The sequence below is a fragment of the Pseudomonas sp. 2 genome, assembly GCF_056627435.1.
Genome location: NZ_JBWXNG010000009.1, coordinates 188,112 through 214,143, shown reverse-complemented (window position 1 = coordinate 214,143; position 26,032 = coordinate 188,112). Strand labels below are relative to the sequence as shown.

Annotated in this window: 25 protein-coding genes and 1 pseudogene; 23 read left to right on the top strand and 3 right to left on the bottom strand. The window is 58.4% G+C overall.

Annotated elements, in window-relative coordinates; genetic code table 11:
* Positions 1-5 precede the first annotated feature (5 nt).
* Positions 6-1,109, bottom strand: a complete 1,104-nt coding sequence (gene dnaN / locus AC1MEK_RS17035; protein ID WP_480397447.1) for a DNA polymerase III subunit beta — start codon at positions 1,107-1,109, stop codon at positions 6-8.
* 35 nt (positions 1,110-1,144) lie between these two features.
* The gene (dnaA, locus tag AC1MEK_RS17030; protein WP_480397446.1) at positions 1,145-2,692 is read right to left on the bottom strand and encodes a chromosomal replication initiator protein DnaA; all 1,548 of its coding nucleotides are present in this window, start codon (positions 2,690-2,692) and stop codon (positions 1,145-1,147) included.
* A gap of 586 nt (positions 2,693-3,278) precedes the next feature.
* Between dnaA and rpmH the strand changes: the two genes are divergently transcribed.
* The 21 genes from rpmH to glmS all read left to right on the top strand — a co-directional run bounded on the left by rpmH (position 3,279) and on the right by glmS (position 23,497).
* Positions 3,279-3,413, top strand: a complete 135-nt coding sequence (gene rpmH, locus AC1MEK_RS17025; RefSeq protein WP_002551315.1) for a 50S ribosomal protein L34 — start codon at positions 3,279-3,281, stop codon at positions 3,411-3,413.
* 13 nt (positions 3,414-3,426) lie between these two features.
* Positions 3,427-3,831 (top strand): ribonuclease P protein component, encoded by a 405-nt coding sequence (rnpA, locus tag AC1MEK_RS17020; protein ID WP_480397445.1) that lies wholly within the window; start codon positions 3,427-3,429, stop codon positions 3,829-3,831.
* Positions 3,824-4,069: a membrane protein insertion efficiency factor YidD gene (gene yidD / locus AC1MEK_RS17015; protein WP_480397444.1), complete on the top strand. Its 246-nt coding sequence runs from the start codon at positions 3,824-3,826 to the stop codon at positions 4,067-4,069. Before rnpA ends, yidD begins: the two co-directional genes overlap by 8 nt.
* Before the next feature lie 2 nt (positions 4,070-4,071).
* Positions 4,072-5,751, top strand: a complete 1,680-nt coding sequence (gene yidC, locus AC1MEK_RS17010) for a membrane protein insertase YidC (RefSeq protein WP_480397443.1) — start codon at positions 4,072-4,074, stop codon at positions 5,749-5,751.
* 79 nt (positions 5,752-5,830) lie between these two features.
* Positions 5,831-7,201: a tRNA uridine-5-carboxymethylaminomethyl(34) synthesis GTPase MnmE gene (gene mnmE, locus AC1MEK_RS17005; RefSeq protein ID WP_480397442.1), complete on the top strand. Its 1,371-nt coding sequence runs from the start codon at positions 5,831-5,833 to the stop codon at positions 7,199-7,201.
* Positions 7,202-7,727: 526 nt separating this feature from the next.
* Positions 7,728-9,626 (top strand): tRNA uridine-5-carboxymethylaminomethyl(34) synthesis enzyme MnmG, encoded by a 1,899-nt coding sequence (mnmG, locus tag AC1MEK_RS17000; RefSeq protein ID WP_480397441.1) that lies wholly within the window; start codon positions 7,728-7,730, stop codon positions 9,624-9,626.
* A complete protein-coding gene (gene rsmG / locus AC1MEK_RS16995; RefSeq protein WP_480397440.1) occupies positions 9,623-10,267 on the top strand; it encodes a 16S rRNA (guanine(527)-N(7))-methyltransferase RsmG in 645 nt (214 codons plus the stop codon). Before mnmG ends, rsmG begins: the two co-directional genes overlap by 4 nt.
* Before the next feature lie 18 nt (positions 10,268-10,285).
* Positions 10,286-11,080: a ParA family protein gene (locus tag AC1MEK_RS16990; protein ID WP_480397439.1), complete on the top strand. Its 795-nt coding sequence runs from the start codon at positions 10,286-10,288 to the stop codon at positions 11,078-11,080.
* Positions 11,081-11,089: 9 nt separating this feature from the next.
* Positions 11,090-11,962, top strand: a complete 873-nt coding sequence (locus AC1MEK_RS16985; protein ID WP_480397438.1) for a ParB/RepB/Spo0J family partition protein — start codon at positions 11,090-11,092, stop codon at positions 11,960-11,962.
* Between the two features lie 146 nt (positions 11,963-12,108).
* The gene (locus tag AC1MEK_RS16980; RefSeq protein ID WP_480397437.1) at positions 12,109-12,516 is read left to right on the top strand and encodes a F0F1 ATP synthase subunit I; all 408 of its coding nucleotides are present in this window, start codon (positions 12,109-12,111) and stop codon (positions 12,514-12,516) included.
* A 16-nt stretch (positions 12,517-12,532) separates the two neighbouring features.
* The gene (gene atpB, locus AC1MEK_RS16975; RefSeq protein ID WP_480397436.1) at positions 12,533-13,402 is read left to right on the top strand and encodes a F0F1 ATP synthase subunit A; all 870 of its coding nucleotides are present in this window, start codon (positions 12,533-12,535) and stop codon (positions 13,400-13,402) included.
* Positions 13,403-13,537: 135 nt separating this feature from the next.
* Positions 13,538-13,795, top strand: coding sequence for a F0F1 ATP synthase subunit C (atpE, locus tag AC1MEK_RS16970; protein WP_002555987.1), 258 nt, complete (start codon positions 13,538-13,540; stop codon positions 13,793-13,795).
* 57 nt (positions 13,796-13,852) lie between these two features.
* Positions 13,853-14,323 (top strand): F0F1 ATP synthase subunit B, encoded by a 471-nt coding sequence (locus AC1MEK_RS16965; RefSeq protein ID WP_166593942.1) that lies wholly within the window; start codon positions 13,853-13,855, stop codon positions 14,321-14,323.
* 12 nt (positions 14,324-14,335) lie between these two features.
* The gene (locus AC1MEK_RS16960; RefSeq protein ID WP_480397435.1) at positions 14,336-14,872 is read left to right on the top strand and encodes a F0F1 ATP synthase subunit delta; all 537 of its coding nucleotides are present in this window, start codon (positions 14,336-14,338) and stop codon (positions 14,870-14,872) included.
* A gap of 21 nt (positions 14,873-14,893) precedes the next feature.
* Positions 14,894-16,438: a F0F1 ATP synthase subunit alpha gene (gene atpA, locus AC1MEK_RS16955; protein WP_480397434.1), complete on the top strand. Its 1,545-nt coding sequence runs from the start codon at positions 14,894-14,896 to the stop codon at positions 16,436-16,438.
* A gap of 50 nt (positions 16,439-16,488) precedes the next feature.
* Positions 16,489-17,349: a F0F1 ATP synthase subunit gamma gene (gene atpG / locus AC1MEK_RS16950; RefSeq protein ID WP_110951681.1), complete on the top strand. Its 861-nt coding sequence runs from the start codon at positions 16,489-16,491 to the stop codon at positions 17,347-17,349.
* A 28-nt stretch (positions 17,350-17,377) separates the two neighbouring features.
* Complete coding sequence (atpD, locus tag AC1MEK_RS16945; RefSeq protein WP_480397433.1) at positions 17,378-18,754, top strand: F0F1 ATP synthase subunit beta; 1,377 nt, start codon at positions 17,378-17,380, stop codon at positions 18,752-18,754.
* A gap of 44 nt (positions 18,755-18,798) precedes the next feature.
* Positions 18,799-19,224: a F0F1 ATP synthase subunit epsilon gene (locus tag AC1MEK_RS16940; RefSeq protein ID WP_274132100.1), complete on the top strand. Its 426-nt coding sequence runs from the start codon at positions 18,799-18,801 to the stop codon at positions 19,222-19,224.
* 131 nt (positions 19,225-19,355) lie between these two features.
* Positions 19,356-20,720 carry a bifunctional UDP-N-acetylglucosamine diphosphorylase/glucosamine-1-phosphate N-acetyltransferase GlmU gene (gene glmU, locus AC1MEK_RS16935; protein WP_480397432.1) on the top strand — a complete coding sequence of 455 codons (1,365 nt, stop codon included), beginning with the start codon at positions 19,356-19,358 and terminating at the stop codon, positions 20,718-20,720.
* A gap of 164 nt (positions 20,721-20,884) precedes the next feature.
* Positions 20,885-21,652, top strand: a complete 768-nt coding sequence (locus AC1MEK_RS16930; protein ID WP_480397431.1) for a DeoR/GlpR family DNA-binding transcription regulator — start codon at positions 20,885-20,887, stop codon at positions 21,650-21,652.
* Between the two features lie 9 nt (positions 21,653-21,661).
* Positions 21,662-23,497, top strand: a complete 1,836-nt coding sequence (glmS, locus tag AC1MEK_RS16925) for a glutamine--fructose-6-phosphate transaminase (isomerizing) (RefSeq protein WP_480397430.1) — start codon at positions 21,662-21,664, stop codon at positions 23,495-23,497.
* A gap of 149 nt (positions 23,498-23,646) precedes the next feature.
* Here glmS and AC1MEK_RS16920 read toward each other — a convergent pair.
* A pseudogene (locus tag AC1MEK_RS16920) lies at positions 23,647-24,158 on the bottom strand (transposase); the annotation flags it as partial.
* An 840-nt stretch (positions 24,159-24,998) separates the two neighbouring features.
* Between AC1MEK_RS16920 and AC1MEK_RS16915 the strand changes: the two are divergent.
* Together AC1MEK_RS16915 and AC1MEK_RS16910 are read left to right on the top strand one after the other, a co-directional pair.
* Positions 24,999-25,208 (top strand): hypothetical protein, encoded by a 210-nt coding sequence (locus tag AC1MEK_RS16915; RefSeq protein ID WP_480397429.1) that lies wholly within the window; start codon positions 24,999-25,001, stop codon positions 25,206-25,208.
* Between the two features lie 62 nt (positions 25,209-25,270).
* Positions 25,271-25,774: a hypothetical protein gene (locus tag AC1MEK_RS16910; RefSeq protein WP_480397428.1), complete on the top strand. Its 504-nt coding sequence runs from the start codon at positions 25,271-25,273 to the stop codon at positions 25,772-25,774.
* Positions 25,775-26,032 lie beyond the last annotated feature (258 nt).

Here is a 26,032-nt window from a genome sequence, read left to right as displayed (position 1 = left end):
GCTGATTACAGACGCATCGGCATGACGACGTAAGCCGAGTCATCGTTGCCGGATTCCTGCACCAGCGCACTGCTGTTGGAGTCCGACAGAATCAGGCGCACCTGTTCAGTGGTCATGACGCCCAGCACGTCGAGCAGGTAGCTGACGTTGAAGCCGATCTCCAGCGTGCCGCCGTTATAATCAACGCCGATTTCTTCTTCTGCCTCTTCCTGTTCAGGGTTGTTGGCCTGGATCTTCAATTGGCCGCTGGCCAGTTGCAGACGAATGCCGCGGTACTTTTCGTTGGACAGAATCGCGGTACGGCTGAACGCTTCGCGCAGCGCCTGGCGATCACCGACCACCAGTTTGTCGCCGCCCTTGGGCAGAACGCGCTCGTAATCCGGGAACTTGCCGTCGACCAGCTTGGAGGTAAAGGTGAATTCACCGGTGGTCGCACGAATGTGGTGTTGACCCAGAACGATGCTGACCAGCCCATCCTGCTCGGTCAGCAAGCGTGCCAGCTCAAGGATACCCTTGCGTGGAACGATGACCTGGTGACGATCGGCCTGCTCGATTTCGGCGGCCATGGAGCACATCGCCAGACGATGGCCATCGGTCGCGACCGCACGCAGCACGCCGGATTGAACCTCGATCAGCATGCCGTTGAGGTAGTAGCGCACATCCTGCTGAGCCATGGCGAAGCTGGTGCGCTCGATCAGACGACGCAGTTTGCTTTGCACCAGGTTGAAGGTCAGCGAACCAGGGCCTTCTTCCACGGTCGGGAAGTCGTTGGCCGGCAGGGTCGACAAGGTAAAACGGCTGCGACCGGCCTTGACCACCAGCTTCTGCTCGTCGACCTTGATATCGATCAAGGCGTCGTTGGGCAGGCTTTTGCAGATGTCCATCAGCTTGCGCGCAGGCACAGTGATCTCGCCGGGTTCGGCAGGCTCTTCCAGCTGGACACGCCCGACCAGTTCGACCTCGAGGTCGGTACCGGTCAGCGACAGCTGCTGGCCTTCGACAACCAGCAATACGTTCGACAGAACCGGCAAGGTCTGGCGGCGTTCGACAACGCCGGCGACCAGTTGCAGGGGTTTCAACAGGGCTTCGCGTTGAATGGTGAAATGCATGGTCTAGTCCCTTGCCTTGATAAGCTGCGTCGGCATCACGTAGTCAGAGTACGCAGCAGGTTCTTGTAGTCCTCGCGGATGTCCGCATCGGATTCTTTAAGCTCGTTGATCTTGCGGCAGGCGTGCAGCACCGTGGTGTGATCGCGGCCGCCAAACACGTCGCCGATTTCTGGCAGACTGTGGTTGGTCAATTCCTTGGACAACGCCATCGCGACCTGGCGCGGGCGAGCCACCGATCTGGACCGACGTTTCGACAGAAGGTCGGAGATCTTGATCTTGTAGTACTCGGCGACGGTGCGCTGAATGTTATCCACACTGACCAGCTTGTCTTGCAGCGCCAGCAGGTCCTTGAGGGATTCGCGGATCAGCTCGATGGTGATGTCCCGGCCCATGAAGTGCGAATGCGCGATGACGCGCTTGAGCGCACCTTCGAGTTCACGGACGTTGGAGCGAATGCGTTGGGCGATGAAGAACGCCGCATCGTGCGGCAGCTCGACCTTCGCCTGGTCAGCCTTCTTCATCAGAATGGCGACGCGGGTTTCCAGCTCCGGTGGCTCGACCGCAACGGTCAGGCCCCAGCCGAAGCGCGACTTGAGACGTTCCTCGAGGCCCTCGATCTCTTTCGGATAACGGTCACTGGTGAGAATGACCTGCTGTCCGCCTTCGAGCAGGGCGTTGAAGGTGTGGAAAAACTCTTCCTGCGAACGCTCTTTGCGGGCGAAGAACTGAATGTCGTCAATCAGCAGCGCGTCGACCGAGCGGTAGAAGCGTTTGAATTCGTTGATGGCATTGAGCTGCAGCGCCTTGACCATGTCCGCGACGAAGCGCTCCGAATGCAGGTACACAACCTTGGCGTTCGGATTCTTCTTGAGCAGATGGTTACCCACAGCATGCATCAAGTGGGTTTTACCCAGACCGACACCGCCATAAAGGAACAACGGGTTGTAGCCGTGCTTGGGGTTGTCCGCCACCTGCCAGGCCGCCGCGCGGGCCAGCTGGTTGGATTTACCCTCGACGAAATTTTCGAAGGTGAAGGTCCGGTTCAGGTAACTGGTGTGCTTGAGCGCACCTTCTACCTGGACGCTGCGTTGTTCGGTACGTGCCGGGGCCTGTGACGAAGCGGCGCCCGCCATCGGATCGAAACTCGCCCGGGACGGTTCATCGTCGACATCCAGCGACTCCTGCACCATCGGCGCCGGGGCAGACATCGGTTCTGCGGCAGGGGCAGGCGGCGTCGCGCCATTGCTCGACTGGGCAGCGGCAGCATTCTGCGCCGCCTGCGAGGCAGCAGCAGCAGCTGCCAGCGGAGCATTCGGTGCGGCACGCGGGGCGGAGCTGCGTTTGCTTCCTATTAATAAGGAAAGGGCAGGTGCCACGCCCTGACCGTGTTCGCCAAGCAGCTCGAGCAGGCGGCCGAGGTACTTCTCGTTTACCCAGTCGAGGACGAACCGGTTGGGCGCGTAGACGCGCAATTCGTCGCCTTCGGCTTCGACCTGTAGCGGACGGATCCAGGTGTTGAATTGCTGGGCAGGCAGCTCATCGCGCAAAAGCTCCACGCACTGCTGCCAAAGTTCCACTGACACGGATATCCCCTACGTTTCGAAAGCCGGTGAGGCGAAAACAAGCGCCCATTGTAACCACCCACAACAGACTTATCCACATGTAGGTGGCTCGAAGGCACCTCAAAATCAACATCTTATAGGGTTGAAAACCGACCAATGGCATGTCCATGAGGTCTGTGGATAACCCTCAATGACCTCGTTGCATAACTCGGGTCGCAAATTTGTGGATAACCAGCCTGTGGATAAACCGGCTTTCCGCTCACAGCTTTTCCTCCGGGGCGACACAGCTCCGACACCGCTTTTGGACAGAGTTGTGATTCTCTGTACAGAGCGATTTACAAGGGCTATATCGACTTATCCACAGAACCTGTCCACCCTAGCTCTTATAAGCTTTACAGAAAAGCTTTAAATACTTTCCTTCTCTATTTTTATGTTTTGCCAGGCTGAGTGTCCGAACCAGGGCCGCGAACCCTTCCTGTACCCATATAAGAAGTAAATGCGAGAAACGCTGGTTGGAAATTGACCTGCGGGCCTGCTTTCTCTAGAATCCCCGCTCTCTTAAAACGGGGTCATTCCGGCCCGTTGTGGACGAACCAGGTAACACACCATGAAACGTACTTTCCAACCGAGCACCATCAAGCGCGCCCGCACCCACGGTTTCCGTGCTCGCATGGCTACCAAAAACGGCCGTGCAGTCCTGTCGCGTCGTCGCGCCAAAGGCCGTAAGCGTCTGGCAGTTTGATTGACCGGCACAGGTGGTGAGTCGAGACTTCAGTCGGGAAAAACGTCTGCTGACACCCCGGCATTTCAAGGCAGTCTTTGACTCCCCAACCGGCAAGATTCCGGGGAAGAATCTCCTGCTCCTTGTGCGTGAAAACGGTCTTGATCACGGTCGATTGGGCCTGGTGATCGGGAAGAAGAGCGTCAAGCTCTCCGTTGAACGCAATCGCCTGAAACGCTTGATGCGCGAATCATTTCGCAACAATCAGGACAACCTGATTGGTTGGGATATCGTCGTCGTCGCGCGTAAAGGCTTGGGTGATATTGAAAACCCCGAATTGATTCAGCATTTCGGCAAGCTCTGGAAACGTCTGGCGCGTAGCCGACCGACCACAGAAACCAAGACCGAAACTGCGGGGGTAGACAGTCCAGATGCGTAAACTGGCGCTCGTTCCGATCCAGTTTTACCGCTACGCCATTAGTCCTCTGATGGCCAATCACTGTCGTTTCTACCCCAGTTGCTCCTGCTATGCGTACGAAGCCATTGAAACTCATGGCCTGGTACGCGGCGGCTGGCTGACCTTGCGTCGTTTAGGTCGCTGCCATCCGTGGAATCCCGGTGGTTTCGACCCGGTTCCACCAGCTCCCACCTCCCGTTCCTCTTCGATGGCCGAGTAATCATGGATATCAAACGCACAATCCTGATCGTCGCCCTGGCAATCGTGACCTATGTCGGTGTCCTGAAATGGAACCAGGACTACGGTCAGGCTGCCTTGCCGACTCAGAATGTTGCTGCCAGCACCAATACCTCCGCTCTTCCTGACACCCCGCAAGGTAATGCCGCCGCCAACGCGGACGTACCGAGTGCAACAGGTGAAGTTGCAGCGCCTGCCGAAACCCCGGTAGTTGCCAGCAAAGACCTGATTCAGGTGAAAACCGACGTATTGAACCTGGAAATCGACCCGGTAGGTGGTGACGTGGTGCAGCTGCGCCTGCCGCTTTATCCACGTCGTCAGGACCATCCGGAAATTCCGTTCCAGCTGTTCGATAACGGTGGCGAGCGTATTTTCCTGGCCCAGAGCGGCCTGACCGGCATCAACGGTCCGGACGCACGTGCCGGTGGCCGTCCTGTCTATGTCGCCACGCAGAAAAGTTATCAACTGGCTGACGGCCAGAACGACCTGGTCGTCGACCTGAAATTCAGCGACGCCGGCGTCAACTACATCAAGCGTTTTTCCTTCAAGCGCGGGCTGTATGACCTGACCGTCACCTACCTGATTGACAACCAGAGTGCCCAGGCGTGGAACGGTAACCTGTTCGCCCAGCTCAAGCGCGATGCGAGCTCCGATCCTTCGTCGACCACCGCCACCGGTACCGCCACCTATCTGGGTGCGGCCATGTGGACACCTTCGGAGCCTTACAAAAAGGTTTCGATGAAAGATATCGACAAGGCTTCGGTCAAAGACACCGTTCAGGGTGGCTGGGTGGCCTGGCTGCAGCACTACTTCGTGACCGCGTGGATTCCTGCGAAGAGTGACAGCAACACTGTGACCACTCGCAAGGACAGCGCCGGCAACTACATCATCGGCTTCACCGGTCCTGCGTTGACCGTTGCGCCGGGTGCCAAGGCTGAAACGACCGCGACACTGTACGCCGGTCCGAAAAGCCAGGCTGTGCTCAAAGAGTTGTCCCCAGGCCTGGAACTGACCGTCGACTACGGCATTCTGTGGTTCATTGCCCAGCCGATCTTCTGGCTGCTGCAACATATCCACAGCATCGTCGGCAACTGGGGCTGGTCGATCATCTTCCTGACCATGCTGATCAAGGGTCTGTTCTTCCCGCTGTCGGCCGCCAGCTACAAGTCGATGGCCCGCATGCGCGCCGTTGCTCCTCGCTTGGCCGCGCTGAAAGAACAACACGGCGACGACCGTCAGAAACTGTCCCAGTCGATGATGGAGCTGTACAAGAAAGAGAAGATCAACCCGCTGGGCGGATGCTTGCCGATTCTGGTGCAAATGCCGGTGTTCCTGTCGCTGTACTGGGTATTGCTGGAAAGCGTTGAGATGCGCCAGGCACCTTGGCTGCTGTGGATAACCGACCTGTCGATCAAGGATCCGTTCTTCATCCTGCCGATCATCATGGGCGCGACCATGTTCATCCAGCAGCGTCTGAACCCTGCGCCGCCGGATCCGATGCAGGCGAAGGTCATGAAGCTGATGCCGATCATCTTCACCTTCTTCTTCCTGTGGTTCCCGGCCGGTCTGGTGCTGTACTGGGTTGTGAACAACACCCTGTCCATCGCACAACAGTGGTACATCACCCGCAGCATCGAGGCGAAAGCCAAGAACGCCGCGGCCTGATCTACCCTGTGAATAAGTAAAAACAGAACGCCCCCTAGTGGGGCGTTTTGCTATCTGTCAGTCAGTCAGGAGCCGGACCATGAATGTCCCTCGTGAAACCATCGCAGCCATCGCCACGGCCCAGGGCCGGGGTGGCGTCGGTATTGTGCGTGTCTCGGGTCCGTTGGCGGGCGCTTGTGCACAGGCGATCATCGGCAAGCAGCCGCAACCGCGTCATGCCCATTACGGCCCGTTTCAGGATCACGACGCACTGGTGATCGACGAAGGTATTGCGCTGTATTTCCCGGGGCCCAACTCTTTCACCGGTGAAGATGTCCTGGAGCTGCAGGGCCACGGCGGCCCCGTCGTGCTCGACATGCTCCTGCAACGCTGTGTACAACTCGGTGCCCGGCTGGCGCGCCCGGGTGAGTTCAGCGAACGGGCGTTCCTGAATGACAAACTCGATCTGGCCCAAGCCGAGGCCATCGCCGACCTGATCGAAGCCAGCTCCGCGCAGGCGGCGCGCAATGCCTTGCGATCTTTGCAGGGGGCCTTCTCGCAAAGAGTTCACAGCCTCACCGAGAAACTGATCAGCCTGCGGATCTACGTCGAGGCCGCTATCGATTTCCCGGAAGAAGAAATCGACTTCCTTGCCGATGGCCACGTGCTGAGCATGCTCGATGCCGTTCGCGAGCAATTATCCACAGTGGTACGCGAAGCCAATCAGGGCGCGTTGCTGCGCGATGGCATGACGGTGGTGATCGCCGGCCGGCCGAACGCGGGCAAGTCGAGCCTGCTCAATGCCCTGGCCGGTCGCGAAGCGGCGATCGTCACCGAGATCGCCGGCACCACTCGCGACGTGCTGCGCGAACATATCCACATCGACGGCATGCCGCTGCATGTTGTGGACACTGCGGGCCTGCGTGACACCGATGACCATGTGGAAAAGATTGGCGTGGAGCGTGCCCTCAAGGCGATCAACGAGGCTGACCGGGTGCTGCTGGTGGTCGATGCGACCGCTCCGGAAGCTGCTGATCCATTCGCGCTGTGGCCAGAGTTCCTGGATCAGCGTCCGGATCCTGCGCATGTCACGCTCATCCGCAACAAGGCCGACTTGAGTGGCGACACTGTGGGGCTTGAGGTCAGTGCTGATGGCCACGTCACCATCAACCTCAGCGCCAAGGCCGGTGGGGAAGGGCTGGAGCTGCTGCGTGAACACCTAAAGGCCTGCATGGGTTATCAACAGACGGCAGAAAGCAGCTTCAGCGCCCGTCGTCGTCACCTGGAAGCTCTGCAACGCGCCAGCGCCTCGCTCGAACACGGCCGTACCCAACTGACGCTGGCGGGGGCTGGCGAGCTGTTGGCCGAAGACTTGCGCCTGGCCCAGCAGTATCTGGGCGAAATCACCGGCGCATTCAGCTCCGACGATTTGTTGGGGCGCATTTTCTCCAGCTTCTGCATCGGCAAGTAACACGTTTCAAGCTTTTCCACAGGCGGGGACAGTCGCGACCTGCCTGATTCCCTCCTGAACCTCTTTTCTCGCCATCTGCGGCTCGATCGCCAGATGCGCTCGCGCGTGCCCGGGCTTTAGGTTGCTGCAAATCCCTACGGATAAGCGCTGTGCATAACCTCGATTCAACTCAGTTGATAAGTGGGCTATCCGCTTGAGGATAAACGCCCTTGTGGACAACCGATCACTTAATCCACAGGCTTAAACGGCTTATCCAAGGGGCTCATCCACAGATGACCACAGCCTTTATAAAATCTGTACACCTTGGAAAATATGGGCTGTAGCAATCTATCCACAGAAAGGGTGCTCTATATACATAAAAATAAAAACAAAGCTTTTATAAATTTCTTTCCTTTTTAATTTCTATTGACCGCCATTCATCCACAGCTGGTTAAATTTTGCGCAAAAGGTTCCTTTAAGGGGGGCGAAGTCCCTATACTTGCCGCCAATTTCCTATTCCCCCGAAAAAACAGGCACGAGGTGCGTGGTGGATTTCCCTTCCCGTTTTGAAGTGATCGTCATCGGCGGCGGTCATGCCGGTACCGAGGCAGCACTGGCGTCTGCGCGCATGGGTGCAAAAACCCTGCTGCTTACGCATAACGTGGAAACCCTCGGGCAGATGAGCTGCAACCCGGCCATTGGTGGCATTGGCAAAAGCCATTTGGTCAAAGAGATCGATGCGCTGGGCGGTGCAATGGCAACCGCAACTGACCTGGGTGGTATTCAATTTCGCGTATTGAATGGCCGCAAAGGCCCGGCGGTACGCGCGACTCGTGCCCAGGCGGACCGCATTCTGTATAAGGCCGCCATTCGCGAAATCATTGAAAACCAGCCGAACCTGTGGATATTCCAGCAGGCCTGCGATGACCTGATCGTCGAGCAGGATCAGGTGCGCGGCGTGGTGACTCAGATGGGCCTGCGTTTCATGGCCGACTCCGTGGTACTGACCACCGGGACCTTCCTGGGCGGACTTATCCACATCGGTCTGCAGAACTACTCGGGTGGCCGCGCCGGTGATCCGCCGTCCATTGCCCTGGCTCGCCGCCTGCGTGAACTGCCGCTGCGCGTCGGTCGTCTGAAAACCGGTACGCCGCCGCGTATCGATGGCCGCTCTGTGGATTTCTCGGTGATGACCGAACAACCGGGCGACACGCCGATTCCGGTGATGTCGTTCATGGGCAACAAGGCGCAGCACCCGCGTCAGGTCAGCTGCTGGATTACCCACACCAACGCCCGCACCCACGAAATCATCGCCGCGAACCTTGATCGCTCGCCGATGTATTCGGCTGCCGGCGAGATCGAAGGCGTCGGCCCGCGCTATTGCCCGTCGATCGAAGACAAGATTCATCGCTTCGCCGACAAGGCCAGCCATCAGGTGTTCATCGAGCCGGAAGGGCTGACCACTCACGAGCTTTACCCGAACGGCATCTCGACCTCGCTGCCGTTTGACGTGCAGTTGCAGATCGTGCGTTCGATTCACGGTATGGAAAATGCCCACATCGTGCGGCCGGGTTATGCCATTGAGTACGACTACTTCGATCCGCGGGATCTGAAGTACAGCCTGGAAACCAAAGTCATTGCCGGCCTGTTCTTCGCCGGGCAGATCAACGGCACCACCGGTTACGAAGAAGCCGGTGCGCAAGGCCTGCTCGCCGGTGCCAACGCGGCACTGCGTGCGCAGGGCAAGGAAAGCTGGTGCCCGCGCCGCGATGAGGCGTACATCGGTGTGCTTGTGGATGACTTGATTACCCTGGGCACTCAAGAGCCGTACCGGATGTTCACATCCCGTGCCGAGTACCGCCTGATTCTGCGCGAAGACAACGCCGACCTGCGCCTGACCGAAAAAGGTCGCGAACTGGGTTTGGTCGATGACGCGCGTTGGGCGGCCTTCTGCGCCAAGCGCGAAGGCATCGAACGCGAAGAGCAGCGCCTGAAATCCACCTGGATTCGTCCGGGCACCGAGCAGGGCGATGCCGTTGCCGCTCATTTCGGTACGCCGCTGACCCACGAGTACAACCTGCTCAACCTGCTGAGCCGCCCGGAAATCGACTACGCCGGGCTGGTCGCGCTGACCGGTGAGAACGAAATCGATCCACAGGTCGCCGAGCAGGTTGAGATCAAGACCAAGTACGCCGGCTACATTGATCGCCAGCAGGACGAAATCGCTCGCCTGCGCGCCAGCGAGAACACCCGGCTGCCGGAAGACATCGACTACACCACGATTTCCGGCCTGTCGAAGGAAATCCAGGGCAAGCTGGGGATAACTCGTCCCGAGACCCTCGGCCAGGCGTCGCGGATCCCGGGCGTTACCCCGGCGGCGATTTCCCTGTTGATGATTCACTTGAAAAAACGCGGCGCGGGCCGTCAGTTGGAGCAAAGCGCTTGAGTTCTATGGTCACCCCGCAGCACGCAGAAGAACTGACCTTGGGCGCCCGCGAACTGGGCGTCGAGTTGAGTGAAACCCAGCACAGCCAGTTGCTGGGCTACCTCGCCTTGCTGATCAAATGGAACAAGGCCTACAACCTGACCGCCGTGCGCGATCCGGACGAAATGGTTTCGCGGCACCTGCTCGACAGCCTGAGCGTCGTACCGTTCATCGACGGCGAGCGGCAGCTGGACGTCGGCAGCGGCGGCGGCATGCCTGGCATTCCGCTGGCGATCATGTTCCCGGACATGCAAGTCACGCTGCTGGACAGCAATGGCAAGAAAACCCGCTTCCTGACCCAGGTCAAACTCGAGCTCAAGCTCGATAACCTGAATGTTATCCACAGCCGTGCAGAAGCGTATCAACCCGAGCAACCGTTCACCGGAATCATTTCCCGCGCATTCAGCAGTCTGGAAGACTTCACCCAGTGGACGCGCCACATGGGCGATACCAATACACGCTGGCTGGCAATGAAAGGTCTGCATCCTGCCGATGAACTGGTAGCATTGCCCGCAGATTTCAATCTGGAAAGCGCGCAAGCCTTGGCCGTACCCGGTTGCCAAGGTCAACGGCATCTGCTGATACTGCGCCGCACGGCATGACAGGGAACACACGCAAGAATGGCTAAGGTATTCGCGATAGCGAACCAAAAGGGTGGTGTGGGTAAAACCACCACTTGCATCAACCTCGCAGCGTCGCTGGTCGCTACCAAGCGTCGGGTGTTGTTGATCGATCTCGATCCACAGGGCAACGCCACCATGGGTAGCGGTGTGGATAAACATGGCCTGGAGCATTCGGTCTACGATCTGTTGATCGGCGAATGCGACCTGAATCAGGCCATGCACTTTTCCGAGCACGGCGGTTATCAACTGCTGCCGGCCAACCGCGACCTGACCGCCGCCGAAGTCAATCTGCTGGAAATGCAGATGAAAGAGGCGCGCCTGCGCACCGCCCTGGCGCCGATCCGGGAAAACTACGATTACATCCTCATCGATTGCCCGCCGTCGCTGTCGATGTTGACACTCAACGCTTTGGTCGCCGCCGATGGCGTGATTATCCCCATGCAGTGCGAGTACTACGCGCTGGAAGGTTTGAGTGACCTTGTGGATAACATCAAGCGCATCGGCGAGCTGCTCAACCCCGAGCTGAAAATCGAAGGCCTGCTGCGCACCATGTACGATCCGCGCCTGAGCCTGATCAACGATGTATCGGCGCAGCTCAAGGAACACTTTGGTGACCAGCTGTACGACACCGTGATCCCGCGCAACATCCGCCTGGCCGAAGCGCCGAGCTTCGGCATGCCGGCGCTGGCCTACGACAAGTCATCGCGGGGCGCCCTGGCGTACCTCGCGCTGGCCGGTGAAATGGTCCGCCGCCAGCGTCGCGCTTCCCGCGCCGCTGCCCAGCCCTCTTAAGGAACCCCCATGGCCGTCAAGAAACGTGGACTTGGACGTGGGCTGGACGCACTGCTGAGCAGTCCCACCGTCGCCGCACTGGAAGAACAGGCCGTTCAGGCCGACCAGCGCGAACTGCAACACATCCCGCTGGACCTGATTCAGCGCGGCAAATACCAGCCGCGTCGGGACATGGACCCGCAGGCGCTGGAAGAACTGGCCAACTCGATCAAGGCCCAAGGCGTGATGCAGCCGATCGTGGTCCGCCCGATCGCCGACAACCGCTTTGAAATCATCGCCGGTGAACGCCGCTGGCGTGCCAGCCAGCAGGCCGGCAGCGAAACCATCCCGGCGATGGTGCGCGACGTGCCGGATGAAGCGGCCATCGCCATGGCGCTGATCGAGAACATCCAGCGCGAGGACCTCAACCCGATCGAGGAAGCCATCGCCCTGCAGCGTCTGCAGCAGGAATTCCAGCTGACGCAACAACAGGTGGCCGAAGCGGTGGGCAAGTCGCGCGTGAGCGTGGCCAACCTGATGCGCCTGATCTCGCTGCCTGATGTGATCAAGACCATGCTGTCCCATGGCGACCTGGAAATGGGCCACGCCCGTGCATTGCTCGGCTTGCCGGAAGAACGGCAGGTCGACGGGGCGCGACATGTTGTCGCACGCGGTCTCACCGTGCGCCAGACCGAGGCACTCGTACGCCAGTGGTTGAGTGGTAAACAGGAGCCTGCGGCACCGGCAAAAGCCGATCCGGATATCACTCGTCTCGAACAGCGTCTGGCCGAGCGGCTGGGCTCTGCCGTGCAGATCCGCCATGGCCAGAAGGGTAAAGGCCAGTTGGTGATCCGTTATAACTCGCTCGACGAGTTGCAGGGCGTTCTCGCTCACATTCGCTGAAACAAAACATAAGTAGCGTGTAGTCGGAAATCACTACCCGGCAGTTGAATAGGGGCTGAACCGCCCCTATACTCTGCGCGCATTTTGTCGGCACAAATTATGCCAAGTTATTGATTTTGGCGGCTGGCATAAGAGGAGCCCATGTGATGGAGACACGCACGCCAAACCGCTTGCCATTCCATCGCCTGGCTGTTTTCCCGGTATTGCTGGCCCAATTGATTGTGCTGCTGCTGGCCGCGGTGACGCTTTGGCAGTGGCATGGAGTCGTAGCTGGATATTCAGGACTTTGCGGAGGCCTGATAGCTTGGCTGCCCAATTTGTACTTTGCCCATAAGGCGTTCCGGTTTTCCGGTGCCAGGGCCGCGCAAGCCATCGTTCGGTCGTTCTACGCCGGCGAGGCGGGCAAACTGATTTTTACGGCAGTGCTGTTTGCACTGACCTTTGCAGGCGTGAAACCGCTGGCTCCACTGGCGGTTTTCGGCGTGTTCATGCTGACCCAGTTGGTCAGCTGGTTCGCACCCCTGCTCATGAAAACAAGACTTTTGAGACCTTAGGGCGTTTGAGGGCACCATGGCAGAGCAAACAGCTTCGGGCTATATCCAGCACCACTTGCAGAACTTGACCTTCGGTCATTTGCCTGACGGCACTTGGGGCTTCGCGCATTCCGCAGCCGAAGCAAAGGAAATGGGCTTTTGGGCTTTCCACCTGGACACTCTGGGCTGGTCGGTCGCACTGGGCCTGATTTTCGTCCTGTTCTTCCGCATGGCCGCCAAGAAAGCGACCTCCGGCCAGCCAGGCGCCCTGCAGAACTTCGTTGAAGTGCTGGTCGAGTTCGTCGACGGCAGCGTGAAAGACAGCTTCCATGGCCGCAGCGCCGTGATCGCTCCGCTGGCGCTGACCATTTTCGCCTGGGTCTTCCTGATGAACGCCATCGACCTGATCCCGGTCGACTGGATTCCTCAACTGGCTGTCATGATCACCGGTGACCACCACATCCCGTTCCGCGCCGTGTCGACCACCGACCCGAACGCCACGCTGGGCATGGCGCTGTCGGTCTTCGCGCTGATCATTTTCTACAGCATCAAGATCAAGGGCATCGGCGGTTTCATCGGCGAGCTGACCCTGCATCCGTTCAGCAGCAAGAACGTTGCGGTCCAGGCGCTGTTGATTCCTGTCAACTTCCTGCTTGAATTCGTGACGCTGGTCGCCAAACCGATCTCTCTGGCACTGCGTCTGTTCGGCAACATGTACGCCGGCGAGCTGGTGTTCATCCTGATCGCGGTCATGTTCGGCAGCGGCCTGCTCTGGCTCAGCGGTCTGGGCGTGGTCCTGCAATGGGCGTGGGCTGTATTCCACATCCTGATCATCACCCTGCAAGCGTTCATCTTCATGATGCTGACCATCGTCTACCTGTCGATGGCTCACGAAGATAACCATTAAGACTCGCCCGCGAGTCTGATGATCCCCTCACTCAGGTGAGGGGGCGCCCGCGAGGGCTGATGTAAGAAACGATTTTGCTTTACCGCTTTAATCTAAGAAAACCTAACCAATACGACGTAAAAGTCGGGAGGAAAGATGGAAACTGTAGTTGGTCTAACTGCTATCGCTGTTGCACTGCTGATCGGCCTGGGCGCTCTGGGTACTGCAATCGGTTTCGGCCTGCTGGGCGGTAAGTTCCTGGAAGGCGCAGCGCGTCAGCCAGAAATGGTTCCAATGCTGCAAGTCAAAATGTTCATCGTGGCTGGTCTGCTCGACGCCGTAACCATGATCGGCGTTGGTATCGCTCTGTTCTTCACCTTTGCGAACCCCTTCGTTGGTCAGCTCGCTGGCTAATCGCTCGATTTTTCGAGTTGATTGGTGTGATGGACAACGAACGAGCGAGGTGTTGGCGTGAACATTAATGCAACCCTGATTGGCCAGTCCGTTGCGTTCTTCATTTTTGTGCTGTTCTGCATGAAGTTCGTGTGGCCTCCGGTCATCGCGGCTTTGCACGAACGTCAGAAGAAGATCGCGGATGGACTGGACGCTGCCACCCGAGCAGCTCGCGACCTGGAGCTGGCCCAAGACAAAGCGGGTCAGCAACTGCGCGAAGCGAAAGCTCAGGCAGCTGAAATCATTGAGCAGGCCAAGAAACGCGGTAACCAGATCGTCGATGAAGCCCGTGAACAGGCTCGTGTCGATGCTGACCGCATCAAGGCTCAGGCTCAGGCCGAGATCGAGCAGGAACTGAACGGTGTCAAAGACGCACTGCGCGCCCAACTGGGTAGCCTGGCCGTCAACGGTGCCGAGAAGATCCTGGGTGCCACAATCGATCAAAACGCGCACGCGGAGCTGGTTAACAAACTGGCTGCAGAAATTTAAGCGAGGGCGATCATGGCAGAACTGACCACGTTGGCCCGACCTTACGCTAAGGCAGCCTTCGAGCATGCCCAGGCCCACCAGCAACTGGCCAATTGGTCAGCCATGCTCGGCCTGGCTGCTGCTGTGTCGCAAGACGACACCATGCAGCGCCTGCTCAAGGCCCCGCGACTGACGAGCGCAGACAAGGCCGCCACTTTCATTGAAGTGTGCGGCGACAAGTTCGATGCCAAGGCACAGAATTTCATCCACGTCGTTGCTGAAAACGACCGTCTCCAGCTGTTGCCGGAGATCTCCGCACTGTTCGATCTGTACAAGACCGAACAGGAAAAGTCGGTAGATGTGGATGTCACCAGTGCTTTTGCATTGAACCAAGAACAGCAAGACAAACTCGCCAAGGTTCTCAGTGCACGGCTCGGCCGGGAAGTGCGCCTGCACGCTGCGGAGGATGCTGCCCTGATAGGTGGTGTCATCATCCGCGCCGGCGACCTGGTTATCGATGGCTCAGTTCGCGGGAAACTCGCGCAACTAGCCGAAGCATTGAAATCTTGAGTTTGAAGGGGCAGCAGAGCAATGCAGCAACTCAATCCTTCCGAAATTAGTGAAATCATCAAGGGCCGCATCGAGAAACTCGATGTAGCCTCCCAAGCCCGCAACGAAGGCACTGTCGTCAGCGTGTCTGACGGTATCGTGCGGATTCACGGTCTGGCCGACGCTATGTACGGCGAAATGATCGAGTTCCCGGGCGGCGTCTACGGCATGGCACTCAACCTGGAGCAAGACTCCGTGGGTGCTGTGGTACTGGGCGCTTACACCACTCTGGCTGAAGGCATGAGCGCCAAGTGCACTGGCCGCATCCTGGAAGTTCCTGTTGGTAAGGAACTGCTGGGTCGCGTAGTCGACGCACTGGGTAACCCTGTCGACGGCAAAGGTCCGCTGAACAACACCGAGACCGACGCGGTCGAGAAAGTTGCTCCAGGCGTGATCTGGCGTAAGTCGGTAGACCAGCCTGTACAGACTGGCTACAAGGCTGTTGACGCCATGATCCCGGTCGGCCGTGGCCAGCGCGAGCTGATCATCGGTGACCGTCAGATCGGCAAGACCGCTCTGGCGATCGACGCGATCATCAACCAGAAAGACAGCGGCATCTTCTGCGTCTACGTAGCTGTTGGTCAGAAGCAATCGACCATCGCCAACGTTGTTCGCAAGCTGGAAGAAAACGGCGCACTGGCCAACACCATCATCGTGGCTGCCAGTGCTTCGGAATCCCCTGCGCTGCAATTCCTGGCGCCTTACGCCGGTTGCACCATGGGCGAATTCTTCCGCGACCGCGGTGAAGACGCACTGATCGTTTATGACGATCTGTCCAAGCAGGCTGTGGCTTACCGCCAGATCTCCCTGCTGCTGCGTCGTCCACCAGGACGTGAGGCATACCCAGGTGACGTGTTCTATCTCCACTCCCGTCTGCTGGAGCGCGCATCCCGCGTTTCGGAAGAGTACGTAGAGAAGTTCACCAACGGCGCAGTGACCGGCAAAACCGGTTCCCTGACTGCACTGCCGATCATCGAAACCCAGGCTGGCGACGTTTCCGCGTTCGTTCCGACCAACGTGATTTCCATCACCGACGGTCAGATCTTCCTGGAATCGGCCATGTTCAACTCGGGCATCCGCCCTGCAGTGAACGCCGGTGTTTCGGTATCCCGTGTAGGTGGTGCCGCTCAGACCAAGATCATCAAGAAGCTGTCCGGTGGTATCCGTACCGCTCTGGCTCAGTACCGTGAACTGGCGGCATTCGCCCAGTTCGCTTCTGACCTGGACGAAGCGACCCGCAAGCAACTTGAGCATGGTCAGCGCGTTACCGAGCTGATGAAGCAGAAGCAATACGCGCCAATGTCGATCGCCGACATGTCGCTGTCGCTGTATGCCGCTGAGCGTGGGTTCCTGACCGACGTTGAAATCGCCAAAGTCGGCAGCTTCGAACAAGCGCTGATTGCTTACTTCAACCGCGATCACGCCGATTTGATGGCCAAGATCAACGTGAAGGGTGACTTCAATGACGAAATCGATGCGGGCCTGAAAGCCGGTATCGAGAAGTTCAAGGCCACCCAAACCTGGTAAGCCGCAGCGGGAGCCTGACGGCTCCCGCTTGCTAACCTGATAGGTGTTACATGGCAGGCGCAAAAGAGATTCGCAGCAAGATTGCGAGCATCAAAAGCACGCAAAAGATCACCAGCGCCATGGAAAAAGTGGCGGTCAGCAAAATGCGCAAGGCTCAAATGCGCATGGCTGCTAGCCGTCCTTACGCGGAGCGCATCCGCCAGGTGATTGGTCATCTTGCCAACGCTAACCCGGAATACCGCCACCCGTTCATGATCGACCGCGAAGTCAAGCGCGTCGGTTATATCGTGGTAAGCAGTGACCGTGGTCTGTGCGGTGGCTTGAATACCAACCTGTTCAAGGCTTTGGTCAAGGACATGGCGAAGAACCGTGAAAACGGCGTAGAGATCGATCTGTGCGTGGTTGGCAGCAAAGGTGCGGCGTTTTTCCGCAACTTCGGCGGTAACGTCGTCGCTGCGATCAGCCACTTGGGCGAAGAGCCTTCGATCAACGACTTGATCGGCAGCGTCAAGGTGATGCTGGATGCCTACCTGGAGGGCCGTATTGACCGCCTGTCCGTGGTATCCAACAAGTTCATCAACACCATGACTCAGCAGCCAACGGTCGAGCAGTTGATTCCGTTGGTCGCCACCCAGGATCAAGAACTCAAGCACCACTGGGACTATCTGTACGAACCCGACGCCAAAGAGCTGCTGGACGGCTTGATGGTCCGTTACGTGGAGTCGCAGGTCTACCAGGCGGTGGTCGAGAACAACGCAGCTGAACAAGCCGCGCGGATGATCGCAATGAAGAACGCCACCGACAACGCCGGTGATTTGATCAGCGATTTGCAGCTGATCTACAACAAGGCGCGTCAGGCAGCGATCACCCAAGAGATCTCGGAAATCGTCGGCGGCGCTGCCGCGGTTTAACGGTTCAAATATTCAGAGGATCCAGCTAATGAGTAGCGGACGTATCGTTCAAATCATCGGCGCCGTGATCGACGTGGAATTTCCACGCGACAGCGTACCGAGCATCTACAACGCGCTGAAAGTACAAGGCGCAGAGACCACTCTGGAAGTTCAGCAGCAGCTGGGCGACGGCGTGGTTCGTACCATTGCGATGGGTTCCACCGAAGGCCTGAAACGCGGTCTGGACGTTGCCGATACCGGCGCCGCCATTTCCGTTCCGGTCGGCAAGGGCACCCTGGGCCGCATCATGGACGTTCTGGGCAACCCGATCGACGAAGCTGGTCCGATCGAAGCCGACGAGACCTGGGGCATTCACCGCGCCGCGCCTTCGTTCGCTGAGCAGGCAGGCGGCAACGACCTGCTGGAAACCGGCATCAAGGTTATTGACCTGGTCTGCCCGTTCGCCAAGGGCGGTAAAGTCGGTCTGTTCGGTGGTGCCGGTGTCGGCAAGACCGTAAACATGATGGAACTGATCCGTAACATCGCCATCGAGCACAGCGGTTATTCCGTGTTCGCCGGTGTGGGTGAGCGTACTCGTGAGGGTAACGACTTCTACCACGAGATGAAGGACTCCAACGTTCTGGACAAAGTGGCACTGGTATACGGGCAGATGAACGAGCCGCCGGGAAACCGTCTGCGCGTTGCTCTGACCGGCCTGACCATGGCCGAGAAGTTCCGTGACGAAGGTAACGACGTTCTGCTGTTCGTCGACAACATCTATCGTTACACCCTGGCCGGTACCGAAGTATCCGCACTGCTGGGCCGTATGCCTTCGGCAGTAGGTTACCAGCCGACCCTGGCTGAAGAGATGGGCGTGCTGCAAGAGCGCATCACTTCGACCAAGCAAGGTTCGATCACCTCGATCCAGGCCGTTTACGTACCTGCGGACGACCTGACCGACCCGTCGCCAGCGACCACCTTCGCCCACTTGGACGCCACCGTCGTTCTGTCCCGTGACATCGCTTCCCTGGGTATCTACCCGGCGGTTGACCCACTGGACTCGACTTCGCGCCAGCTGGACCCGAACGTGATCGGCAACGACCACTACGAAACCGCTCGCGGTGTTCAGTACGTGCTGCAGCGCTACAAAGAGCTGAAAGACATCATCGCGATCCTGGGTATGGACGAGCTGTCGGAAACCGACAAGCAACTCGTATCCCGCGCTCGTAAGATCCAGCGCTTCCTGTCGCAGCCGTTCTTCGTGGCTGAAGTCTTCACCGGTGCTTCGGGTAAATACGTTTCCCTGAAAGACACTATTGCTGGCTTCAAAGGCATCCTCGCCGGTGAGTACGACCATCTGCCAGAACAAGCGTTCTACATGGTCGGCGGCATCGAAGAAGCGATCGAGAAAGCCAAGAAACTGTAATCCAGGCGCCCGGCAACGGGCGCCAATCAGGTTGAGGCAAGCAAATGGCTATGACAGTCCATTGCGATATCGTCAGCGCGGAAGGAGAGATCTTCTCCGGTCTGGTCGAGATGGTGATTGCACACGGTAACCTGGGTGATATCGGTATTGCTCCAGGTCACGCGCCGCTGATCACTGATCTGAAGCCGGGCCCGATCCGTCTGATCAAGCAGGGTGGAGAAGCCGAGGTGTTCTACATCTCCGGTGGTTTCCTTGAGGTTCAACCGAACATGGTCAAAGTGCTTGCCGATACCGTGCAACGCGCTGCTGACCTGGACGAAGCCTCTGCTCAGGAAGCCGTCAAGGCTGCCGAGAAAGCACTGCATGAACGCGGCGCGGAGTTCGACTACGGATCTGCTGCTGCACGTCTGGCGGAAGCCGCAGCCCAGCTGCGTACCGTACAGCAAATTCGCAAGAAGTTCGGCGGCTGAGGCCGGCGACTTCCATGCGCGATTGAGTAAAAGGGTAGCCTCGGCTACCCTTTTTCTTTTTCAGGCCTTTTGATTGGCCCCCCTTCGTTTGAATCTGCCCAGCCTTGGCTGCGCTCGTCTGGAATCCGTTCATGTCCCTCGATATCGTCATTCTTGCCGCTGGCCAAGGCACACGCATGCGTTCGGCCTTGCCCAAGGTTCTGCATCCGGTCGCCGGCAACTCCATGCTCGGCCACGTTATCCACAGCGCCCGCCAGCTCTCGCCGCAAAGCATCCAGGTGGTGATCGGTCATGGCGCAGACCTGGTGCGTGAGCGGCTCGCGGCAGAGGATCTGAACTTCGTGCTGCAGGACAAACAGCTCGGGACCGGCCACGCGGTTGCCCAGGCGGTGCCTGAATTGAGCGCTGACACCGTGCTGATCCTGTACGGCGATGTGCCGCTGATCGAGGTCGAGACGCTCAACCGTCTGCTGACCCTGGTCAACGATCAGCAACTGGGCTTGCTGACAGTCAATCTGAACGACCCCACCGGTTACGGCCGCATCGTGCGGGATGAACAGAACCGCGTCAGCGCCATCGTCGAGCACAAGGACGCCACCGACGCCCAGAAAGCCATCAAGGAAGGCAACACTGGCATTCTCGCGGTGCCGGGCAAGCGTCTGGCCGAATGGTTGGGGCGCCTGTCGAACAACAACGCCCAGGGCGAGTACTACCTGACTGACGTCATCGCCATGGCGGTCGCCGATGGCCTGACCGTCGCCACGGCGCAACCGCTGGACGCCATGGAAGTGCAGGGCGCCAACGACCGCAAGCAGCTGGCTGAGCTCGAGCGCCATTATCAGCTGCGCGAGGCCAACCGCCTGATGGCCCAGGGCGTGACCCTGCGTGATCCATCCCGCTTCGACGTCAGGGGAGCGGTCACGGTCGGTCGCGATGTGCTGATCGACATCAACGTGATTCTCGAAGGCAAGGTCGTCATCGAGGACGACGTTTCCATCGGCCCGAACTGCGTGATCAAGGACAGTACTCTGCGCAAGGGCGCGATCATCAAGGCTAATAGCCACCTGGAAGGCGCTATCGTCGGTGAATCCGCCGATGCAGGTCCCTTCGCGCGGCTGCGTCCGGGCAGCGTGCTGGAGGCGCGGGCCCATGTGGGTAACTTCGTCGAGCTCAAGAATGCGCACATGGGCGAGGGCGCCAAGGCTGGCCACCTGGCTTATCTGGGCGATGCGGTGATCGGCGCGCGCAGCAACATCGGCGCGGGCACCATCACCTGCAACTATGATGGCGCCAACAAGCACAAGACCGTGCTGGGAGAAGACGTCTTCGTCGGCTCCAACAACTCGCTGGTCGCCCCTGTGAATATCTCGACCGGCGCCACCACGGCTGCAGGCTCCACCGTCACTCAGGACGTTGCGGCCGAGCAACTGGCTGTCGCGCGCGCCCGCCAGCGCAACATCGATGGCTGGAAGCGTCCGGTCAAGATCAAGAAGTAAGTTATCCACAAGTGAAATCGGCCTGACGCCACAACGGTGTTCAGGCCGGATTCAGCCCCGCTGTGCCACCCTCGGCAACATTCTCGCAATCTCCTGCTTGACGAAAATCTTTCGATAGGTTTCTATTCGCATCGTTATCTTTCGAAACGAAACTTTTAAGCGAAATGTCGAAACGAAATACACCTCAACGCCGCCATAACATCCTTGCCTTGCTGAACGAGCAGGGCGAAGTGAGTGTCGACGCCCTGGCCAAGCGTTTTGAAACCTCCGAAGTTACGGTTCGAAAGGATCTGGCCGCACTCGAAAGCAATGGCTTGCTGCTGCGTCGCTACGGCGGTGCCGTGCCCATGCCGCAGGAGCTGATCGGCGAGCCCGGGCAGCCAGTGTCCAAGTACAAGCAAGCCATCGCCCGTGCAGCGGTGGGGCGAATTCGCGAACACGCGCGCATCATCATCGACAGTGGCAGCACCACCGCCGCGATGATTCCGCAGCTGGGCCTGCAGCCTGGCCTGGTGGTGATGACCAACTCGCTCAGCGTCGCCAATGCGCTCGGTGAACTGGAGCACGAGCCAGTCTTGCTGATGACAGGCGGCACCTGGGACCCGCACTCCGAGTCGTTTCAGGGGCAGGTGGCCGAACAGGTCCTGCGCTCCTACGACTTCGATCAGCTTTTCATCGGTGCCGACGGCATCGATCTGACACGAGGCACCACCACCTTCAACGAATTGCTGGGCTTGAGCCGCGTCATGGCCGAAGTCGCCCGTGAAGTGATCGTGATGGTGGAAGCCGACAAGGTCGGGCGCAAGATCCCCAATCTGGAACTGCCCTGGAGCAGCGTCCATACCCTTATTACCGATGATCGCCTGCCCCAGGAGGCTCGCGACCAAATTCAGGCCCGCGGCGTCACCTTGATCTGCGCCGCCGTATCCTAGGAGAAGACCATGTGTGGAATTGTCGGCGCCGTCGCTGAACGTAATGTCACTGCCATCCTGCTCGAAGGCCTCAAGCGCCTTGAATACCGCGGCTACGACAGTGCCGGTGTGGCGCTGTTCAGCAACGCCGGTGTGCTGGAGCGCCGTCGTCGCGTGGGCAAGGTCAATGAGCTGGAGCAATCGCTGGCCGGCGAGCCACTGGCCGGCCGTCTGGGCATCGCCCACACCCGCTGGGCCACTCACGGTGCGCCGGTTGAGCACAACGCCCACCCGCATTTCTCCAGCGGTGAGCTGGCCGTTGTCCACAACGGCATCATCGAAAACCACGAGCCGCTGCGCGAGCGCCTGAAGGGCCTGGGCTACCTGTTCACCTCCGACACCGACACCGAAGTCATCGTCCACCTGCTGCACCACAAACTGCAGGACACGCCTGACCTGACCGCAGCCCTCAAGGCTACCGTGAAGGAACTGCATGGCGCCTACGGCCTGGCCGTGATCAGCGCGCGTCAGCCGGACCGCCTGGTCGCCGCCCGCAGCGGCAGCCCGCTGGTGGTGGGCCTGGGCCTGGGCGAGAACTTCCTGGCCTCCGACCAACTGGCGCTGCGTCAGGTCACCGACCGTTTCATTTACCTGGAAGAGGGCGATATCGCCGAAATCCGTCGCGACAGCGTGCAGATCTGGAACGCCGCAGGCCTGCCGGTCGAGCGAGAAACCGTGCAGTACCGCGAAGGCGCCGAAGCCGCCGACAAGGGCGAGTTCCGCCACTTCATGCTCAAGGAAATCCACGAGCAGCCAAAAGTCGTGCAGCGCACCCTGGAAAACCGCCTCGGCCAGCAGCAGGTGCTGGTGCAGGCTTTCGGCCCGCAAGCGGCTGAGTTGTTCGCCAAAGTGCGCAACGTACAGATCGTCGCCTGCGGTACCAGCTACCACGCCGGCATGGTCGCGCGTTACTGGCTCGAAGGCCTGGCGGGCATTCCGTGCCAGGTCGAAGTCGCCAGCGAATTCCGCTACCGCAAGGTCGTGGTCCAGCCCGACACCCTGTTCGTTTCGATCTCGCAGTCCGGAGAAACCGCCGACACTCTGGCCGCGCTGCGCAATGCCAAGGAGCTGGGCTTCCTGGCGAGCCTCGCCATCTGCAACGTCAGCATCAGTTCGCTGGTGCGCGAATCCGACCTGACCCTGCTGACCCAGGCCGGCCCGGAAATCGGCGTCGCCTCTACCAAGGCTTTCACCACTCAACTGGTCGCCCTGATGCTGCTGACCCTGTCGCTGGGTCAGGTCAAAGGCACGCTGGCCGACGGTGTCGAAGCCGAGCTTGTCGAGGAGCTGCGCCGCCTGCCGACCCGCCTGGGCGAAGCGCTGGCCATGGACAGCACCGTGGAAAAGGTCGCCGAACTGTTCTCCGAGAAGAACCACACCCTGTTCCTGGGCCGCGGCGCGCAATTCCCGGTGGCAATGGAAGGCGCCCTGAAGCTCAAGGAGATTTCCTACATCCACGCCGAAGCCTACCCGGCCGGTGAACTGAAACACGGCCCGCTGGCGCTGGTGGACAGCGACATGCCAGTGGTCACCGTCGCGCCCAACAACGAGCTGCTGGAAAAACTCAAATCCAACCTGCAGGAAGTCCGCGCCCGCGGCGGCGAACTGATCGTCTTCGCCGACGAACAGGCCGGCCTGAACAACGGTCAGGGCACCCACGTCATCGCCATGCCGCACATCATCGATGCACTGACGCCGATCCTGTACACCATTCCGCTGCAGTTGCTGTCGTATTACGTCGCAGTGCTCAAGGGCACTGACGTGGACCAGCCGCGCAACCTAGCGAAGTCGGTGACTGTGGAATAAGTTATCCACAGTTACATTCTTTATAAATTCAGAGAATTAGAATGATTGCATGTGAATTAAAACTGTCGCAGGCGGCCGCTTGACCTCTCAGACGTCGTCTTGCGAGACCGTAAAACAGATACAGCCTGATTAGCGAGTCATCTGGAATACGCCACGTTCATCGCAGTGCTATGAACGTGGTGAATCAGGCCTGACTCTACATCGGCACCGTTACGGGTTTTCATCTCGAAGTCGTGTTGGTTACCTTTTTGGTCTGATACGTCTTGGGATCGCGCTTGTCGTCTTCGTTCTTGGTCGAACTGGGCGCGTGAATAATGGTGGCATCAACGATCGTTCCCTAGCGAAGCGACAGGCTTTTTTCCTGAAAATAGCCATTGATGACCGCAGGATCGCGGGCGCCAGTTGATGTTTTTCCAGCCTCAGATGTGCAAACTGACGCATGAAGGTAATTTCATAGAGCGCTTCTTTCCTTGCCGGATCGCAGCATGGTTTCCAGCGGATAGGGTTTTCGACCACCGTCGGCCTTTGGATAGAAGGGCTCGGGAAGTTTGAGTAAACCGCTCCAAGACACGACCTGCTCCATCTCGGCGAGGAAGCGTTCGCGGCGGGATTGTTTGTGCTTGCCTACGCATTCGGTGGTGGAAAAGCTCATTTGGCTCATGGGTGGCTCGGGTCAGGTGGTGACGGCGTACTTCATCAATACCTAAGATAAAAATTTGGGTTGCTCTTTGAAAGTATTATTCTTAATCCGGAGTTATCGGATGGTGTTAGTTTTATCGTAGAAAAATAATATTCTTCGTTTGGTTCTTGGGGACTTGTCTTTAAAAGATATTTAAGAACATGTCTGATCTAAGTTCCTCCGCATTCAAGATAATGGGATTTTGTTGTTTTTTATTCATTACAATCCTTATGTGTTCTTGGAATTTCATATGGGCATAATATCTATTAGGTATAGATATTACTCTCGCAGTGGCACTGATAAGCGTCCGTAGGTAAACGACTTCGCCCAGGATTCTCCGAGGTAGGAATAGCACCTGAAGTGTAGGTGAGAAATTAGGAAAAATATTTCGAGAACAGAACACTAACGGCGACAGGTACTGTAAAAATTATTCATCAATGGAATCTTCATGTCCGTGCTATGTGTTTGTACAGCGCTTTAAGTAAACGGTGTTCCACATCACTATGGCAGCTGTCGCCAAATTGGGGCTAATAGTTTGATAGCGTTGCTGCCCACCCCGTTGATGGATCCTGCTCAGATCAAGCTCAGGCCGCGCAATATTGGCGATATGCATGCAGGAAGAGTCTTACGTCATGTTCAGACAAGTCTTAAATCTTTATAGATCGCAAGCCCTGAGAATTCATCGAGTTTCAGCAACCATTGGTCAGCGATCAGCACTATCAGAACGCCAAGCTCGACAGTGCTAAGAACCTGACCCTCGTGAGCGGCGGCAGCGTCACCTTCGAAGCGGCGAAATGACCATAAATCAGGAAGGAAGGGTATATGTCACTTTTTGGGCCGGTGCTCGTCGATGTCGAGCCATCGATCATGAATGCCTCCTGGTCAGCACGCCTGGAAGATGAGCTCTTCCATATTCCGAAGTTGAAGGTGGCGGTGACGCGCGGCGTTGCAGTGGTCAAATGGGCGAGTAATGCAGACTTCTCCTATAACCCACGGGGTGAGCTCAACCGTCTGCTCGACCATCGAAATTAACTTTCGATTGCGTGCTGATCGTCACTGTTTGTCTCAGGCATGTGCAACGCCAGGGGGGCTGTATGTTGGACATTTTGCGTGGTACGCCGCTGTGGGTTTATGCGGTTTTCTTCGTCGTGACGTATTACGGCGTCATTGCCTGTTTCAGGAGTTATGAGTCGGAAAGGTCGCTACAGATTACCCCGGTGATATTCGTAGCCATTTCCTTGGCCTCGCTGAAGCTCTCCCATGGGTTCGTGATTCCGCTCTCGGTTTATGCCCTGGGATTTCTGCCGGGATGGTGGCTGGCTTTACGCTTCTACTCGTATCACAACGTGAAGCGCGAGGGTGAGCGCCTGGTGCTGGGTGGCACGATCAAAGTGCTGATTGTGTATTGGTGTTTCTTCGCCTGGCGTTACTACAGCGGTTATCAGCAGGAGATGCATCCTGAGCTGGCGGAGGACGTGTCGCTGGCGGCCTATTCGGCATTTGGGGCTGGACTTATCAATGGTTTGATTATCGGCCGCAGCCTCAGGTTGCTACGTTTTTTCAAGGTCGGCCATGTGACAGAGGCGCATTCCAAATGACATCTTATCTGGAGATGTGCCCCCCCTTCCGTTGACCAGTCGGAACATGGTCGGAGCAGTCGAGTGAATGAGGGCCGCTTCGATCATTACATCGAAGGCTATGGCGCAGTCGTTGTGCTATCCGAACTGCTCAATCAGTTTGCTGTGCGATGTGTACGTGGGGCTTGCGGCACGACGCCGTCGACACACTACGTCCCGGCATTAATTACCGGTCAGGCAGCCAGCGGCGGTTTGCCTTGAGGTCCCTGTTCTGGGCGC